The following is a 16,393-nucleotide window of genomic DNA, read 5'->3' on the forward strand; positions in this document are numbered from 1 at the left end:
AGATCGGGGCAAGTGGTGACGACCACCCAGCATGACCGGGCCCGGGAGGCCGTGCCGACCCGGCGTCCCCTCTCGTTGCTCGCCGCCACCGTCAGCCTGATCGGTGAACTCCTCATCACGGCGGGCGTGATCCTCGGGCTCTTCGTCGTCTACTCCCTGTGGTGGACCAACGTCCTGGCCGACCGCGCCGCCAAGCAGGACGGCGACGCCGTGAGGCAGCAGTGGGCCGACAGCGGTCCGGGCAAGCTCGACACCAAGGGCGGCATCGGCTTCCTCCACGTCCCCGCCATGGGCCGGAACTTCGAGGTCCTGGTGAAGAAGGGCACCTCCACGAAGGTGCTCAACGAGGGTGTCGCCGGCTACTACACCGATCCCGTCGAGTCGGCCATGCCCTGGGACAAGAAGGGCAACTTCACGCTCGCCGCGCACCGCGACGGCCACGGGGCCAAGTTCCACAACATCCACAAGATCAAGGACGGCGACCCGGTCGTCTTCGAGGACCGCGACACCTGGTACGTCTACAAGGTCTACAAGGTCCTTCCCGAGACCTCGAAGTTCAACGTCGAGGTCATCGACCAGATCCCGAAGGAGAGCGGCAAGAAGAAGGCCGGCCGCTACCTCACGCTCACCACCTGCACGCCGGTCTACACCTCGCGCGACCGCTACATCGTGTGGGCCGAACTCGTCCGCACCCAGAAGGTGGACGCCGAGCGGACGCCTCCGGCTGAGCTGGGCTGACGCCGCACGGCGCCGCCTGCCCGGGCGGGTGTCCGGAACGAACGGAAGCGAAGGGGCCGCGGACCCGGTGTCCGCGGCCCTTTTCCGTTCCCGGTGCGGCCGAGGGCCTCGGGGAGGGTGGCCGTGGACGGACGCACCGCCTCAGGGCCTCGGTACCGGCCCCGCGCAATGAAGCGGGGAGGCGGCCACCGTGGTGACTGCCTCCCCGCTTCGTCAGGCGCGGTGAGCGGCCGGCTCAGCCGCCGTTGCCTCCGTTGATGAAGCCTCCGCCGCCGTTGTTGCCCCCGCCGTTCTGGTCCTGGGCGAAGAGCGTCAGGGTGTCACCCGGCTTCACCGGGGTGCCGGGGAGCGGGAACTGGTTGTTCACGATGGCGGTGTCGTTCTGCGAGGAGTTGCCCACAAAGTTGATCTTCAAGCCCAGCTCGTTCGCCTCGGCCTTGGCTTCCCCGAGCGTCTTGTTCCGCAGCTCGGGCATCGCGTTGGTGGACGGCGGCTTCGCGACGACCAGGGTGACCGTCTCGCCGGCCTTGACCGTGGTCCCGGCCGTCGGGTTGGTGCTGATGACCGTGCCCGCGGTGTGGTCGGGGGACTCCTGCTCGGTGGTGGTCACCTTCAGACCGTCCGCCTCGAGGATCTGAGTGGCCTCCGCCGCGGTCTTGTTGCTCACGTCCTTGATCGTGACCTCTTGGGGCGCCACGGCCACGGTGAGGGTGATCGTCGAGCCCTTGTCCCGCTTCGTACCGCCCTTGGGGTCCTGCTTGAGGACCGTGTCCTCCACCTCGTTGGAGGTCTTGGACTGCTTGTCGACCTCGAAGCCCAGTTCCTTCAGCTGGCTCTCGGCGTCGTCGAAGGAGTCACCGGTGACGTCCGGGACCTCGACCTTCTCGGAGCCCTTGGAGAGCTGCAGGGTGACGGTCTGGTCCTTGGGGATCTTGCTGTTGACCTCGGCCGACTGGGAGCAGACGTGGTCCTTGGGCTGGTCGGCACAGAACTTCGGCTCGCCGAACGCGATGGTGACCTCGCCGTTCGCCGCCTTGGCCTCGGCCTCGGACTTGGTGTCGCCGACGAACTGCGGGACGGACACCGTGGCGTCGCCGCCGTTGTTGCCGGAGAACAGTGCCTTGCCCATGAAGATCGCGCCGATCAGGACCAGGACGGCCGCGACGACCAGCAGGATCGTGGACGTGTTGCTCTTCTTCGGCTTGCGCCGGCCGCCACCGCCCTGGGGCTGGTCGTAGCCGAAGCCGCCGTCGTCCTCGCGCATGGGCGGCAGCATCGAGGTGCCGGCGTCCTGCTGGGGCGGGAGGGCCGTGGTGGGGGCGTCGTTGCCGTAGCCGCCGTAGCCGCCGCCGTTGTAGCCCACGGAGCCCAGGGCGACCGTGGCGGCGACGGGCTGGCCGTCGAGGCAGGCCTCGATGTCGGCGCGCATCTCGTCGGCGGACTGGTAGCGGTAGTCCGGGTCCTTGGTCAGCGCCTTGAGCACGATGGCGTCCATCGCGGGCGAGACCTCGGGGTCGTAGATGCTCGGCGGCTGCGGCTCCTCGCGCACGTGCTGGTACGCGACCGCGACCGGGGAGTCCCCGACGAAGGGCGGCCGGACGGTGAGCAGCTCGTAGAGCAGGCAGCCCGTGGAGTACAGGTCGGAGCGCGCGTCGACGGTCTCGCCCTTGGCCTGCTCCGGGGAGAGGTACTGGGCGGTGCCGATCACGGCCGCGGTCTGCGTCATGGTCATGCCGGAGTCGCCCATGGCGCGGGCGATGCCGAAGTCCATGACCTTGACCTGACCGTTCCGGGTCAGCATCACGTTCGCGGGCTTGATGTCCCGGTGCACGATGCCGGCGCGGTGGCTGTACTCGAGGGCCTGGAGGATGCCGGTGGTCATCTCCAGGGCCCGCTCCGGCAGGAGCTTCCGGCCGGAGTGGAGCAACTCGCGCAGGGTGGACCCGTCCACGTACTCCATGACGATGTACGGGATGGAGACTCCGTCGACGTAGTCCTCGCCGGTGTCGTACACCGCGACGATCGACGGGTGGTTCAGCGAGGCGGCCGACTGGGCCTCACGGCGGAACCGGGCCTGGAAGGACGGATCGCGGGCGAGGTCCACCCGGAGCGTCTTCACGGCGACGGTGCGGCCGAGCCGGGTGTCATGGGCGATGTACACCTCGGCCATGCCACCGCGGCCGAGCACCGAGCCCAGCTCGTACCGGCCGCCGAGGCGACGCGGCTCTTCCATAGCGCTTGCCCTTCCTAAACCGTCCGTGTGGCTGCTCGGGCATACCGTACCCGCCGCCGCGTGCCGATCCCGGTCCTCGCCGGTAGCCGATATACGACCGGTATCGCGACGTGCGACTTAGCGCACATCCATGGATACGGTGTGACCGGCATCACTTGTTCAGCACGGCCTCCATGACGCTCTTCGCGATCGGCGCGGCGAAGCCGCCACCGGAGATGTCGCCGCGGTTCGCGCTGGCGTCCTCGACCACGACGGCGACGGCGACCGGGGAACCCTTGTCCGTCTTCGCGTATGAGATGAACCACGCGTAAGGCTTCTCACTGTTGTCGACGCCGTGCTGGGCGGTACCGGTCTTGCCACCGACCGTGACGCCCGGGATCTGCGCCCGGGTGCCGGTGCCCGACTCCACGACGGTCTTCATCATCTCCTGGAGCTTCTGCGCGTTCTCCGCACTGAGCGGCTGCGACAGCTCCTCGGGGCTGATGCGGTCCACGATCTTGTTGTTCGAGGCGCGCAGCTCGCTCACCATGTACGGCTTCATCAGCTTGCCGTCGTTGGCGATCGCCGCGGCCACCATCGCCATCTGCAGCGGGGTGGCGGCGGTCTCGAACTGGCCGATGGACGACAGCGCCGTCTGCGGCCTGTCCATCTTGGTGGAGAAGTTGCTGGCCGCCACGCGGACGGGGATGAACTGCTCCTCGTTGAAGCCGAACTTCTCGGCCTCCTCGACCATCTTGTCGCGGCCGAGGGTCGCTCCGAGCTTGCCGAAGACCGAGTTGCACGAGACCCGCAGCGCCTCGCGGAGCGAGACGTTCTTGCAGGCGATCCCGCCCTCGTTCTTCAGTTCCTGGTTGCTGGTGTCCGGGAGGATGTACGGCACCTCGGAGTCGGTCGGCTCGTCGATGTCGTCGTACAGCCCGTTCTGCAGGGCCGCGGCCGCCGTGACGACCTTGAACGTGGAGCCCGGCGGGTAGGTCTGCCGCAGCGCCCGGTTCAGCATCGGCTCGTCGGGGTCGTTCTCCTTCTGCAGGGCGTTCCAGGCCTTGCTGTCCTTCTGCGAGTTGCCGGCGAAGGTGGAGGGGTCGTACGAGGGAGTGCTCGCCAGCGCCAGCACGGCCCCGGTCTCCGGGTTGATGGCCGCGACCGCGCCCTTCTTGTTGCCCAGGCCCTCGAAGGCCGCCTTCTGGGCGGCGCCGTTGAGGGTCGTGACGACGTCGCCGCCCTGCTTCTGCTTGCCGGACAGCACGTCGACGGTGCGGGTGAAGAAGAGCCGGTCGTCGTCACCGGTGAGGATCTTGTCCTCGACGCCCTGGAGCAGGGTCGTGCCGAAGGCCTGTGAGGCGTAGCCGGTGACCGGCGCCCACATCTTCCCGTTCTTGAAGGTGGCCTTGTACTTGAAGTCGCTGCCCGTGGTCTCGGTGTGGCCGGTGATCGCCTTGCCGTCGACGATTATGTCGCCGCGCGGCGTCGCGTACTGGTTGATCGTGACCCGTCGGTTGTTCGCGTCGTTCTTGAGCTCGTCGGCCTGCACGAACTGGATGTAGTTCACCCGGATCAGCAGGGCGAGCACGAGGAGTCCGCAGAAGATGGCGACTCGGCGCAGGGGCTTGTTCACTGGGTGCGCACCACCTGGGTCGGCTCGGCATCGGGGGACGAGGCGGGGGTCGGCGCCGGGCGGCGCGCGGTGTCGCTGATTCTCAGCAGGATCGCGACCAGCGCCCAGTTGGCGATCACGGAGGAACCGCCCTGGGCCAGGAACGGCATGGTCATACCGGTCAGCGGGATGAGTCCGGTGACACCGCCGGCCACGACGAAGACCTGGAGCGCGAAGGCGCCGGACAGGCCGATCGCCAGCAGCTTGCCGAAGGGGTCACGGGCGGCCAGCGCGGTACGGGCGCCGCGCTCCACGAGGAGTGCGTAGAGCAGCAGGATGGCCATGAGTCCGGCCAGGCCCAGTTCCTCGCCGACGGTGGCGAAGATGTAGTCGCTCTTGGCCGCGAAGCCGATGAGCCGGGAGTAGCCCTGGCCGAGGCCCGATCCGAACAGGCCGCCGGAGCCGAAGGCCCACATGGCCTGTGCGGGCTGGCTGGCGCCCTGGCCGGCTTCCACGGTGCGGAACGGGTTGAGCCAGTCCTCCACGCGGCTGTGGACGTGCGGCTCGAAGCTGCCGACGACCACCGCGCCGCCGACCGACAGCAGCAGACCGAAGACGATCCAGCTGGTGCGCTCGGTGGCGACGTAGAGCATGATCACGAAGAGGCCGAAGAAGAGCAGCGAGGTGCCCAGGTCGGTCTCGAAGACCAGGATGAGGATGCTGAGGGCCCAGATCACCAGGATCGGGCCGAGGTCGCGGCCACGGGGCAGGTACATCCCCATGAAGCGGCGGCTGGCGAGCGCGAGCGCGTCCCGCTTGACCATCAGGTAGCCGGCGAAGAACACCGCGATGATGATCTTCACGAACTCGCCGGGCTGGATGGACATGCCCGCGATGGTGATCCAGATCCGTGCGCCGTAGACCGGCGGGAAGAACACCGGCAGGATCAGCAGGACCAGCGCCACGACCATCGAGATGTAGGTGTAGCGCTGCAGGATGCGGTGGTCCTTGAGGAAGACCAGGACGCCGAGGAAGAGCGCGACGCCCAGTGTCGACCACATCAGCTGCGTCGGCGCCGAGGCGCCGCCCGGGAGCGAGCTCTCCTGGTCGAGCCGCCAGATGAACACCAGGCCCATGCCGTTCAGCAGGGTGGCGATCGGCAGCATCAAGGGGTCCGCGTAGGGGGCGAACCTCCGCACGACGAGGTGTGCCACGAGGGCGATCGCGCCCAGGCCGAGCCCGTAGGCGAGCATGCCCGCAGGGAGCGAGCCGCTCTTCGCCAGCCCGACGTTCGCGTACGCGAAGACCGGGATCAGGACCGCGAAGACGAGGAGCGCGAGCTCCGTGTTGCGGCGGCTCGGTGCGCCGACGGACGTGATGGTCGTGGTGTTGGTGACAACGCTCATGCTGGACTGACGCCCCTCCTGCTCACTGCTAGCTGCCGGTCGGGCACTGTTGGGCCAGCGACTGGTCCTCGTCGGAGAGGGTGGGGCTGGTCGACGGGCTGGTGGAGGGGGTCGTGCTGGGCTTGGGGGAGCCGGACGCGTCCGAGGACGGGCTGCCGGTCGTCTTGCCGGTGGCGGTGTCGGCGCCCTTCTGCTGGTCCTTCTTGGCCTTCTCCGCCGCGGCGGCCTTCGACTTGTCGACGGCTTCCTTGGTCTGGCAGACCTTCGCCTGGTGCTCGAGCTCGTCCGCGGTCCGGCGCGCGTCGGCGAGGTCGCTGGCGGCGATCGTGGCCGTGACGTACTTGCGCTGGTTCTGCGGCAGGTACTTGAGTTCGATACCGGGGCGGTCCTCGTGGACCTTCGACAGGTTGATCCAGGCCAGCTTCTGCTCGATGCCCTGGTAGATCGCCGCGTGGTCGCCCTTGACGCCCACGTAGTACTGCGTCTGGGTCCAGCGGTACGCGCCGTACAGACCGCCGCCGATGACACCGAGGACGACCAGCAGGACCAGCGAGCGCTTGAGCCAGCGGCCGCGCTTGCGGGGCTTGCCCAGTTCCTCGTCGTCGAACGCGCCGAAGCCGCCCGCGGGCGCGCCGACCTGCGGGTCGCCGCTGCCGGGCGGGCCGAAGGCGCCCTCGGGGGCCGGCGGGCGGCCGAGCTCGGAGGCACGGCCGGCCGGGGTCTGCAGGTGCCGCGGGTCGGACAGCGGCAGGTGGTGCCGGCTGTCGGCGACGGCGCCCACGACGACGGGCGTGTCGTGCAGCTGCACGGCCAGGGTGTCGCCGTCGTCGATGTCCAGGACGTCGGCGACGATGCAGGTGATGTTGTCGGGGCCGCCGCCGCGCAGGGCGAGCTGGATCAGCTCCTGCACGGTCTCGGCGGGCGCCTGGTACCCGGCGAGGGTGTCCTCGAGGGTCTGGTGGCTGACGACGCCGGACAGGCCGTCGGAGCAGATCAGGTAGCGGTCGCCGGCCCGGACCTCGCGGATCGACAGGTCCGGTTCGACCTGGCCGCGGCCGTCCAGGGCGCGCATCAGCAGCGAGCGCTGCGGGTGCGTGCCGGCCTCCTCCTCGGTGATCCGGCCCTCGTCGACCAGCCGCTGCACCCAGGTGTGGTCCTGGGTGATCTGGGTGAGCACACCGTCGCGGAGCAGGTACGCACGGGAGTCGCCGACGTGCACCAGGCCGAGCCGCTGCCCGGTCCAGAGCAGCGCGGTGAGCGTGGTGCCCATGCCCTCCAGCTGCGGGTCCTCCTCGACCATGACGCGCAGCTGGTCGTTGGCCCGCTGCACGGCGGTGGCGAGGGAGGTGAGGATGTCCGAGCCGGGGATGTCGTCGTCGAGGGGGACGAGGGTGGAGATCACCTCGGAGGAGGCGACCTCACCGGCGGCCTGGCCGCCCATGCCGTCGGCGATGGCGAGCAGCCGCGGACCGGCGTAGCCGGAGTCCTCGTTGCCCTCCCGGATCATTCCCTTGTGCGAGCCGGCGGCGAAGCGCAGCGACAGAGTCATGCGCACCTCGCCCGTCGGCTCCGGGTACATCCGCACGCTGCCCACCCTCTCGCTCGCGCTCGCTGGCTGTGCTCGCCCATTGTGCGACTACTTCCGCAGCTCGATGACGGTCTTGCCGATGCGGATCGGCGCACCGAGCGGGATCGGAGTCGGCGTGGTGAGCCGGTTCCGGTCCATGAAGGTGCCGTTGGTGGATCCCAGGTCCTCGACGATCCAGTTGCCGTCGCGGTCCGGGTAGATCCTGGCATGACGGCTGGACGCGTAGTCGTCGTCGAGCACGATCGTGGAGTCGTGCGCCCGGCCCAAGGTGATCGTCTGGCCCTGCAGCGCGACCGTGGTGCCCGCGAGCGAGCCCTCGGAGACCACCAGTTTGGTGGGGGCGCCGCGCCGGGCACGGTTGTTGTTGTTGGTCTGCTGCTGACGCCCCTGCGCAGCCTGCGCCTGCTGGCGCTGCTGCGGGGGGCGCGTCTGGGCCTCGCGGCGCCCGCCTGCGCGCTGGGTCACCCGGGTCCCGAACAGGTCGCTGCGGATGACCTGCACGGCCACGATGACGAACAGCCACAGTACGGCGAGGAAACCCAACCGCATGACCGTCAGGGTCAGCTCTGACATTGCCCCCGCTTCACCCTTCGGCTTGCCGGTACACGATGGTGGTACTGCCCACGACGATCCGTGAACCGTCGCGGAGCGTAGCGCGTTGGGTGTGCTGTCCGTCCACCACGATGCCGTTCGTCGACCCGAGGTCGACGACCGTGGAGGGCGAACCCGCCCTGATCTCGCAGTGGCGGCGGGACACACCGGGGTCGTCGACCCGGACGTCGGCCTCGGTGCTGCGGCCGAGCACCAGGGTCGGACGGGAGATCTGGTGGCGCGTGCCGTTGATCTCGATCCAGCGGCGCACGTTCGTGCCGGCCCCGCCGGCGGCCGTGGGGCCGCCTCCGGGGAGCCGGGTGACCGGCGCGGCGCCGGGCGGCGGGCCGGCAGGCATCGGCGGAGGGCCCGCGGGGCGCTGCGGGGCCTGCGGCGGGTAGCCGTAGCCACCGCGGCCGGCGGGGGGCTGTTGCTGCTGGTACTGCTGCTGCTGGGACTCGCTGGAGGCGAGGGTGCGGCTGCGCACCCGGTACAGGCCGGTGTCGAGGTCGTCGGCCTTCTCCAGGTTCACCTTGATGTTGCCCATGAAGGTGTAGCGCTGCTGCTTGGCGTAGTCGCGCACCATGCCGGCGAGCTCCTCGCCGAGCTGGGCGGCGTACGGGCTCAGACGCTCGTGGTCGGAGGCGCTGAGCTCGACGATGAAGTCGTTGGGGACCACGGTGCGGTCCCGGTTCCAGATCGTCGCGTTGTTGTCGCACTCACGCTGCAGGGCACCCGCGATCTCGACGGGCTGTACCTCGGACTTGAACACCTTGGCGAAGGTGCCGTTCACGAAGCCCTCGAGACGCTGCTCGAACTTCTTGAGTACTCCCACGGTGCACCTCCCTCCTCGAGGTCCTGCGGTCGCACACGGCGGTCCGCCGTGATCTTCCGGTCCGATCCTTCCGGTACTGCTTACTGATCGTATCCACGCACTGGGAAAACCGCTGGTTCCCCGGTCTGTCCCACGGAACCGGTGTCAACAGTGCCACGGTCCGCGGCCGCTCCCCCACAGGGATGGTAGAGGCGGCCCCTGCCAGTGTCCCGCAACAGAGGACGGTTCCCCTCGCTCGGGGGTGCCCGGAAACGGATGTGATTCCACCCTGAGCAGCGTGCTAATGTTCTCGATGTCGGAAGGACGCCGACGCACCGGACGGGGAAGACCTCAGGGTGCGGAGGACAACTGAAGACAACACCCATGCGCGGGTGGCGGAATAGGCAGACGCGCTGGATTCAGGTTCCAGTGCCCGAAAGGGCGTGGGGGTTCAACTCCCCCCTCGCGCACACAGGAGTACCGACGAAACGGGCTCCGGACAGTGACGAAAGTCGCAGTCCGGGGTCCGTTTTTCGTGTTGATCAAGGAGTTGCCCTGCCGGCTGGGGCGGCCGCCGTTTCCCTCACGTGCTGGAGCCCTCTCGCTGGCCGCTTGCGGTCACCGAGGGGGCTCTTTGGCGTACGCGATGATCAACTGTGAGGCACGTCACTCAAGTGGCGGCTGCCAGGTGGCCGGTTGGCGTCCAGGTGCCAAGGGGCTTCGTCTTGCGTCTGCGGTTGGTGCGCCTGACGGGGCGCTGTCCGCCGAGGGCCAGGCTGTCCAGCCATGTCGTGATCTTTCGGCGGTTGGCGTGGGCGAGCTGGAAGACCAGGAGGATGGTCTGGGCGGCGAGCCCGCGGATGGGCCGGGATCGTGAGGATTCGATGGTCTCGGCGAGTGGGCTCTTGGCGAAGCCGTTGAAGCCTTCGACGCTGTTGCGGAGGCGGAAGTAGATCTTCTGCCACTGCTCGTCGCCGTAGTCCAGGGCCTGCCAGTGCTTGGCCCCTTCTTCTGGGGCGAGCGTGATGGCGCGCTGCCGGCAGACCTTGAGGGGCCCGGTCGGACTGGGCTGCGGGTCGACGAGCGGGAGGTGGACGCCGGTGCCGAGCGAGCGCGGCTTGAGCGGGCACTGCACCTTGCCTGATTCTGCCGGGCACATCATGCGCTGGTGGCCCTCGGCGTCCTCTCTTTCTTTGGGCATGAGGCGGTACGGCTTGCGGGCGGCGATGCGGGCGGCCCAGGTCTCGCGGTCGATGCGGCCGGCGTGCAGGTCGCTGGTGGCTTCGATGAGGGACTGGGGCATCGAGGGGCAGTACCAGGTGCCCTCGACGAGGATCGCCCCTTGGGCTCCGCCCTGATTGCCGAGTTGGTCTACGCGGTAGTCGTAGACGGGCTTGTAGCCGAGCGCACGGACGGGCAGCTGCCACTCATGGGGTTCTGAGTTGTTGTAGGCGCGGTCGCCCGCCAGGAAGCCGGGCGTGTAGCCGCGTTCCCGGAGGCGGCGAATGGTCTTCAGACCGTTGTACGCGGGACGCTCTCCCGGCTTGTCCAGGCAGAGACCGAGAACGAGAGCAGGCGGGACGTCGGGATCGGGTGTTCCGTCGTCCAGGAGCGGCTTGCGGTGCTGGGTATCCCGGGTGACGGCGAGGTGGGCATCGAAGCCGAAGAGGTACCGCTTCGCGAGGGAGGGCTTTGCGGCCTCACTCGTAGTGGACGTCTGCTTCCGCTCTTTCTTGGGCGGCTCCATGTCGTCGGCAACGTGACTGCCGTCGGGGTCTCGGTGGTCGCCCTCCCGTACGTACCAGCCGGCGTCGGGATCGGTCGACAGCTCGGGCCCGCCCGCGCGGCGGCCGCGGGCGTAGGTGCGTACAGGCGTGGCGTCCACCGCGATACCGCTGGCGAGCTCTGTCAGCAGGCCGCGCAGCGGGCCTATGGACGCGTCGAGGACGAACTCGGTGAACAAGGCGAGCCGGTGCTCCCGGGCGGCGAGCTCATCCGGGTCGGCGGCTGCGATCAGCCTCTGGGCTTCCTGGCTTGTGAGGTGCTTGTTGGGTGGCAATGGCGACGGATCCATCGCACCCTTCATGGCGTGGAACAGGCGGCGCACGACGGCGTAGGCCGCCTCGAACCCTCTGTCATCGTCGGTGTAGTCAGGGACCTGCAGCTGAGCCCTCATGTGCGGACTGAGACGGAAGCAGAGCAAGTCAGTGGTCCGCTCCAGCACCAGCTTGCCGCCGGTGTTCCGGCAGCAGAGGTGGAGTCCGATGAGGAAGGTGCGAAGACGGAGCCTGCGGTGCCGTCCGCGCGGTAGGTGAACGAATTCCTCGAGAAGAGGGACGAGGCCACTACTGTCCACCTCTTCGATCGCGGGCTCGACATCCCGGTCATCGAGACATCTGCGCTGCGCGCGCATGGCAGTGAGCCGCTCGTGGCGGTCGTTCGGCGCCGTGGCTCGAGCGGTCACTTTTCCCCCCGCAGTAGGGCAGCGGCTTCTTCAGCAGGGGTGCCGGGCAAGTAGGGAAGGATTCGCGACAGGCCATGCAGCGTGTCGACGCCGGCGGCCGCGACGATCACGGTGATCGGCAGTCGCTCCTCGAAGAGGGCGAGGAGCCAGGTGGCGCGGAGGCGGCCCATCACCAGGCGGGGGACCCCCTGGCCGGGCTTCGTTCGCGAGAGGAAGTTCGTGACGGTGTTGGTGCCGCGGCTGTGAGAGTTCGGGCGGAACAAGTAGCGGGCAGTGCCCGGAGTCTCCAGGCGCTTCGCCGCGGCGACCAGGATGCCTTCCCAGGGCTTCCGGCACACGATGTCCCGCCTTCGGCGGCCTCGTGTCGCGACGACCACCGGGCCCCCGTCATGGACGGGACAGCGGACATCGTGCACGCGAAGGGGGATGACCTCCGGCGAGTCGAGGCCGACGCCGACTCCGAGGGCCATCAAGGTCTTGCATCCCCAGCGCAGTTCCTCGGTGGACTGACCGCCTGCCCAGCCCCAGAGGTCCGCCAACTCGGTGCTGCTGTACGGGCGGTTCGCGGTTGCGGCGGAGAGCTCGGCCGGGGCGCCGGTGCGGCACTCACCGCCGAAGAGGATTTCGCGTAGGCGCAGGAGACGGGTGCGGTAGTTGCCGCGGGTTCCTTCTCCCACCTGAGGACAGCCGACGGCGACGAACCGCTCGATGGCCTCGCGAGACAGCCATACCTCCGCTGCCGCAGGTAGACCCTCGCCGTGGCAGAAGAGCGCGAGCTGAGCGAGTGCGGTCAGCAACTCGCGGGCTTTGTACGGCGTAAGGGGGTCCGCAATGAGGATCACGCGGCGTACCTCATCGCCGACGCGGCTCCACCCCGCGGGGGAACCGGCCGGTCGATAGGAGTTGATCCGTTGACTCATCACATGCCGCCACACGAGCACCCCGGCGGGTGGGGTGCTATTCGAATAACATGTATCCGTGTTGGCGGCCGAGCGCGACTTGGGAGGTCCAGATGAGTAAGACTGCACTCCATGCCCCAAGGAGATGCCCGCCGCCTGCCGCCATGCGCTTACCGCGTCAGCGGCACGTGGCCTGAGGCCGTCATGGAGGAGCATCACGGGGCCCGAGTAGCTCAAGCGCTGGCCGGCAAGCTGCAAGCGGCCATCGACCGCAAAGCGTGGTCCGTCGCCGAGCTCTCGCGGCAGAGCGGCGTAGCTCGGTACACGATCACCAAGGCGCTCACGGGTGAGGCCTGGCCAGATCTGTTGACGATCGCGAATCTCGAACGAGCGCTCGAAGCAGATCTGTGGCCTGGCCGGGACGTATGACGTCACACTCGACAGTGAGGCGTCTTGGAACGATGAATGTGGTCGGGGTCGTGATTCTCCGAAACTGAACACAGTGTGGTCATCCCTTCGAGCGAAGGGCAGGACCATTCTTCGCAACGTGCAACCGGCCGCACACGGCGGACCGTAAAATGCGAAGTGGTGCGAACTGGTCCCGGTTCTGTGGAAGGTTCTAGGCGCGGTTCGCCACTGTGGGTCGCCACCTGGGCTTCGAGGCGTGGGTGGCGACTCTCTTTCGTGTGATCTTGGGTGCGGTTCGTCTGGCTAGAGAGACTCTGGGTGATCGGGGTTGATCTGGTAGTTGGAGCCCTTGTGCTTTGTGAGCTGGCCTGAGCGTACAAGTTCGTCCATGGCCACACGGAGACTCTTGTTGTTTGCGTCGCCGAGCGCCTGTTCCACGTCGGCCACCTTCCAGATGTAGCTGGGGTTCTGTCGCATCAGGTCGATGACGCGCTTCTTCCGAGTGGGTCCACCGGTCACACCGTTTGGCCCGTCGGATGCCTCCGCCGAGTCGTTGTCCTGCGCTGAACTGTTGGCGCGTGACCCGGGTAGATCGGGTACACCGTTGCGTTCCCACTCCTCCCAGATGTCCTTGTGCTTCTTGAGTTGGCGCACCTGCTTCAGCTTTCGATTTAGCTGACGGAGTTCCCTCTCGGCCGCGTCCTTCTTTTCCTCGAGCATCTGGATGTACTTGTCCGGGTCCTTGGCGGACTCTTCCCATGGAAGGTTCAAAAGCATGGGGGGACTCTATCCATGGCATCGCATAGTTTAGGTATGTCGCAACGGGTAGTTCACCCGATATAGCTACATGGCCAATTAGGTGTGCTGGTGCAATGTAAGGGGCGATGCCGCCTATGCGCGCAATGTTCACCACCTGAAGACTTTGAATACTTAAACCCGCAGGTGGTGATGTCTGTATCTATGGGGGTTGGCTTCCTGTGCTCGAGAGGGAATGCTGCGGACTGGTCTAGTGTGTGCCCCTAGGGCTAGGGCCTTCTTCGGCGGGATCCCTACCTTTCGTATAGTGGAGTAGAATTTGTTGTGTCAATAATAGCTAATTGCCTGGCGGCCTTAAGGGGTAGGGCCTTATGGCTACCTGCAGCCGGCTTCCGGCATAGGTGGTTGTGCGTTGCGACAGGTAGGCGCTGCCTTCTCGGGCGGTACGGCTACAGTTGTTGACGCTCTTGAGCGGCGTTCACGGCTCAGCGGGTGGCGGCTAGGGGCACCTGTGCGTCGTGGCGTGGCAGACCGCGCGGTCGCGGAACCTCGGCCTTGGCCCACCATGCTTCTGACTTCTCTGCAGACCATCAGTCCCAGTCCAGCGTCAACGGACCGTCGGGCAGCCATCCGTCCCAGTAGCCGTCCAAGACATCTGGCAGTTCCGCGGGGAGAACCCGTACTGCGTTGCGGCGGAGCTCGGCCGGACTCCACCAGCAAGTCGGCCGGGCGTGGTCCAACGTCGAGATGCGCCGTACAGCAGCAGACGAGAGGGTTTCGTCGGGAATGGTCAGTAGAAGCTGCCTCTCGATGCGGGCGCCCGATGTCGCCGTCGGCATCGAGGCCCAAATCCGTCCAACTACCTTTCCGACGTGGACTGCGGGGATGCCCAGTGCCGTTGCGCAGCTGATTGCGTAAGTGGACGAGCGCCCGGGGTGTGGCGCGTGGCATGCCACGGGAGACCAGGATCCTTCTTGATCCGTGAGCAGGACCGTTCGGCGGTAGCGGTCAAGGAGCGCGACCAGCACAAGGCGCCGAAGGCGGGGGGCGGGGATCACCATGAAGTGGCATCCTGCCGCGATGCCATTCGAATCGCATTTCAGGAGATGTGAATGGGTGACAGTCACGTCCGTGCGCTAGCGCCGCGCCGCGGTTCGTCACTTGGCAAACGGAGTCAGGCCCGATCTTAGGCGTATTGAGCCGCATGCCAGGTGGAGTCGATGGCGGGATTGCGCAGGGTCCCCCAGAAGCGGTCATCAGGGATCGACGGCAGTGGCGGACTGCCCAGGTCCTCGTGCAGATCCGTACGCCAGTCGACAGTGAGGTGGCCGCGGATGCTCACGCTCTCGCAAACGGACCTGTATGGCGAGCCCCAGATCCCGTGCACCATCTTCTCCGCGGCCCGCCCACGAGCGGCGTCCCGGTGAGTGCTCGCCTGCGCGATCACTGTGCGCAGTCGCCGGGCCAGCGGGCTGGCCTGTTCCGGGCTTGGTGGGGCCTCGCCCCGGTCCAGCGCGTCCAGGACCGACCTGACCTCCGGGTACTTGTTCAGGCCCGTTTCCACAGCCACTCTGCGCAGCTGCTTCCGCGCGGCCGCGGCCACCTGTTCACGAGGCAGGGTCGCGAGCAGCGCACCGAGTTCCTCAAGGCCGTCGAGGAAGCCGACATGGAGAACATCGGTGGGACTGCAGGACAGCTCCAGCTCCGGCAGTTGCTCGTCGGGTCGGGGAAGGGGGTCGTCGGCGTTGCCCCAGTCCCGTCCAAGAGACCCGGCCCGCTCCCAGAGCAGTCGGCCGTTGAACGTGATGGCACCCCCGTCCCGGCCGCGTTCAAGCTGGTCGGCCAGCTCTGCCAGATATGCACCCAGCGAGTCGGCCCGTCCGAAGGCGGTGCCGGTCTCATCGAAGAAGCGTCCGATCGCACCGTAGGAGTCCTGCCCCCGGCGGCAGTCGATCGTGAGACCGTCGGCCGTCGCTCCGTAGGAACCGAACTTCAGGTAGGTGTCGATCCAGTAGTGCTCGGCCTCCTCCTCGTCCAGGCCCTCGGCGATGCCCCGCATGAACCTGGTGTCCCCGACGATCTCGCTCACTGAGAGCAGCCGGTCATGTGTGCTGAACCGGAAGGCTTCCGCGCCGTCCGGAGCCCCGTTGTGCCGTAGCAGTGACGCGACCAGATCAGGAGGAAAGGTGACGCCCAGTTCCTCCTCCGCTGCTGCTATCTCCTCATGTTCCGCGGGCGGCCCAAGCGTGGCGAAGGTGCGAGGCGCGTTCTCGCGCAGCCACTCGTCGATGCGGTCCCACGACTCCCGGACCAGGTCTCTTCTCATGAGCTGAGCCTAGAGACAGACACTGACAGCTCGATCGACGCCGTTGGCACCGGTTGGTGCCGTGCCGCCAGGTCTCCCGCTCGGCTCGCCAGCTCGAAGGCTCAATCGCCACGAAAGCCAGGTCACGATGCGAGTTGCGAAGACCTGCTCTGTGCCGGGCGATCGTTCCATGCCAAGACGAAGAATGAACAGGCCCCCACGTCGTGGGGGCCTGCATCACGGCGCCAGGGCTGTGGACGATGGCGAGCCCTGCTGCACACGACATATAGCGTGCTCTCGCGGTGATAGCGACGCATTCCAGGTGGTCCGGGCGGGTGGCTGTGGCGTGGTCCAGGCGCGCCTACCGGACCGATTCCTTTCCTCGATGCATGAGCCTGAAGTGGCGAACGGCGGTTGATGTCCGTCGCACTGATAGGTACGCCAGCCGCCGTCCGGTCTCCGCATTGGCTGCGCGGTCAGGCTGCCTCTGCCTCCTCGACCGCCGTGGCGGGGCCGACGAGTTCCTCGAGGACGTCCTCCATGGTGACGTAGCCGAGCAGCGTGCCGTCGTCCCCGGTGACCGCGGCCAGGTGGGTG

The 16,393-nt window shown here is 67.6% G+C and carries 13 protein-coding genes and 1 tRNA gene; 4 read left to right on the forward strand and 10 right to left on the reverse strand.

Going from position 1 to position 16,393, the window contains the following annotated elements; genetic code table 11:
* The first annotated feature begins 15 nt into the window (after window positions 1-15).
* Entirely contained in the window at window positions 16-738 is a 723-nt protein-coding gene (locus ACFW3D_RS07690) for a class E sortase (protein WP_500502526.1), read from the forward strand.
* A gap of 235 nt (window positions 739-973) precedes the next feature.
* On the opposite strand, the gene pknB is transcribed toward ACFW3D_RS07690, so the two are convergent.
* The 6 genes from pknB to ACFW3D_RS07720 form a co-directional block, all read right to left on the reverse strand.
* On the reverse strand, window positions 974-2,971 hold the full coding sequence (gene pknB / locus ACFW3D_RS07695) for a Stk1 family PASTA domain-containing Ser/Thr kinase (protein ID WP_500502528.1): 1,998 nt from the start codon (window positions 2,969-2,971) through the stop codon (window positions 974-976).
* Window positions 2,972-3,122: 151 nt separating this feature from the next.
* Window positions 3,123-4,586, reverse strand: coding sequence for a peptidoglycan D,D-transpeptidase FtsI family protein (locus ACFW3D_RS07700; RefSeq protein WP_500502530.1), 1,464 nt, complete (start codon window positions 4,584-4,586; stop codon window positions 3,123-3,125).
* Complete coding sequence (locus ACFW3D_RS07705) at window positions 4,583-5,971, reverse strand: FtsW/RodA/SpoVE family cell cycle protein (RefSeq protein WP_500502532.1); 1,389 nt, start codon at window positions 5,969-5,971, stop codon at window positions 4,583-4,585. Before ACFW3D_RS07705 ends, ACFW3D_RS07700 begins: the two co-directional genes overlap by 4 nt.
* A gap of 28 nt (window positions 5,972-5,999) precedes the next feature.
* The gene (locus tag ACFW3D_RS07710; RefSeq protein WP_500502557.1) at window positions 6,000-7,550 is read right to left on the reverse strand and encodes a PP2C family protein-serine/threonine phosphatase; all 1,551 of its coding nucleotides are present in this window, start codon (window positions 7,548-7,550) and stop codon (window positions 6,000-6,002) included.
* Between the two features lie 57 nt (window positions 7,551-7,607).
* On the reverse strand, window positions 7,608-8,132 hold the full coding sequence (locus tag ACFW3D_RS07715; protein ID WP_500502534.1) for an FHA domain-containing protein FhaB/FipA: 525 nt from the start codon (window positions 8,130-8,132) through the stop codon (window positions 7,608-7,610).
* Between the two features lie 10 nt (window positions 8,133-8,142).
* Window positions 8,143-8,985 (reverse strand): FHA domain-containing protein, encoded by an 843-nt coding sequence (locus ACFW3D_RS07720; RefSeq protein WP_500502536.1) that lies wholly within the window; start codon window positions 8,983-8,985, stop codon window positions 8,143-8,145.
* A 365-nt stretch (window positions 8,986-9,350) separates the two neighbouring features.
* On the opposite strand from ACFW3D_RS07720, the gene ACFW3D_RS07725 reads away from it, so the two are divergent.
* Window positions 9,351-9,434: transfer RNA gene (locus tag ACFW3D_RS07725), tRNA-Leu, on the forward strand.
* Between the two features lie 200 nt (window positions 9,435-9,634).
* Here the strand turns inward: ACFW3D_RS07725 and ACFW3D_RS07730 are convergent.
* Window positions 9,635-11,428, reverse strand: a complete 1,794-nt coding sequence (locus ACFW3D_RS07730) for a hypothetical protein (RefSeq protein ID WP_500502538.1) — start codon at window positions 11,426-11,428, stop codon at window positions 9,635-9,637.
* Window positions 11,425-12,270 (reverse strand): hypothetical protein, encoded by an 846-nt coding sequence (locus ACFW3D_RS07735; protein WP_500502540.1) that lies wholly within the window; start codon window positions 12,268-12,270, stop codon window positions 11,425-11,427. Before ACFW3D_RS07735 ends, ACFW3D_RS07730 begins: the two co-directional genes overlap by 4 nt.
* A gap of 261 nt (window positions 12,271-12,531) precedes the next feature.
* On the opposite strand from ACFW3D_RS07735, the gene ACFW3D_RS07740 reads away from it, so the two are divergent.
* Window positions 12,532-12,756 carry a helix-turn-helix domain-containing protein gene (locus ACFW3D_RS07740; RefSeq protein WP_500502541.1) on the forward strand — a complete coding sequence of 75 codons (225 nt, stop codon included), beginning with the start codon at window positions 12,532-12,534 and terminating at the stop codon, window positions 12,754-12,756.
* A 282-nt stretch (window positions 12,757-13,038) separates the two neighbouring features.
* On the opposite strand, the gene ACFW3D_RS07745 is transcribed toward ACFW3D_RS07740, so the two are convergent.
* Window positions 13,039-13,512, reverse strand: coding sequence for a hypothetical protein (locus ACFW3D_RS07745; RefSeq protein ID WP_500502543.1), 474 nt, complete (start codon window positions 13,510-13,512; stop codon window positions 13,039-13,041).
* 953 nt (window positions 13,513-14,465) lie between these two features.
* Between ACFW3D_RS07745 and ACFW3D_RS07750 the strand changes: the two genes are divergently transcribed.
* Window positions 14,466-14,603: a hypothetical protein gene (locus ACFW3D_RS07750; protein WP_500502545.1), complete on the forward strand. Its 138-nt coding sequence runs from the start codon at window positions 14,466-14,468 to the stop codon at window positions 14,601-14,603.
* A gap of 74 nt (window positions 14,604-14,677) precedes the next feature.
* On the opposite strand, the gene ACFW3D_RS07755 is transcribed toward ACFW3D_RS07750, so the two are convergent.
* Window positions 14,678-15,817 (reverse strand): SMI1/KNR4 family protein, encoded by a 1,140-nt coding sequence (locus ACFW3D_RS07755; RefSeq protein ID WP_500502546.1) that lies wholly within the window; start codon window positions 15,815-15,817, stop codon window positions 14,678-14,680.
* Window positions 15,818-16,393: the final 576 nt, after the last annotated feature.

Origin of the sequence: Streptomyces sp. NPDC058864 (genome assembly GCF_042742985.1) — a bacterium.
GTDB lineage: Bacteria > Actinomycetota > Actinomycetes > Streptomycetales > Streptomycetaceae > Actinacidiphila.

Coding starts and splice junctions, on each gene's coding strand:
- pknB (WP_500502528.1), bottom strand. CDS start 2,971: ATGGAAGAGCCGCGTCGCCTCGGCGGCCGGTACGAGCTGGGCTCGGTG.
- ACFW3D_RS07705 (WP_500502532.1), bottom strand. CDS start 5,971: ATGAGCGTTGTCACCAACACCACGACCATCACGTCCGTCGGCGCACCG.
- ACFW3D_RS07710 (WP_500502557.1), bottom strand. CDS start 7,550: ATGTACCCGGAGCCGACGGGCGAGGTGCGCATGACTCTGTCGCTGCGC.
- ACFW3D_RS07715 (WP_500502534.1), bottom strand. CDS start 8,132: ATGTCAGAGCTGACCCTGACGGTCATGCGGTTGGGTTTCCTCGCCGTA.
- ACFW3D_RS07740 (WP_500502541.1), top strand. CDS start 12,532: ATGGAGGAGCATCACGGGGCCCGAGTAGCTCAAGCGCTGGCCGGCAAG.
- ACFW3D_RS07745 (WP_500502543.1), bottom strand. CDS start 13,512: ATGCTTTTGAACCTTCCATGGGAAGAGTCCGCCAAGGACCCGGACAAG.
- ACFW3D_RS07755 (WP_500502546.1), bottom strand. CDS start 15,817: ATGAGAAGAGACCTGGTCCGGGAGTCGTGGGACCGCATCGACGAGTGG.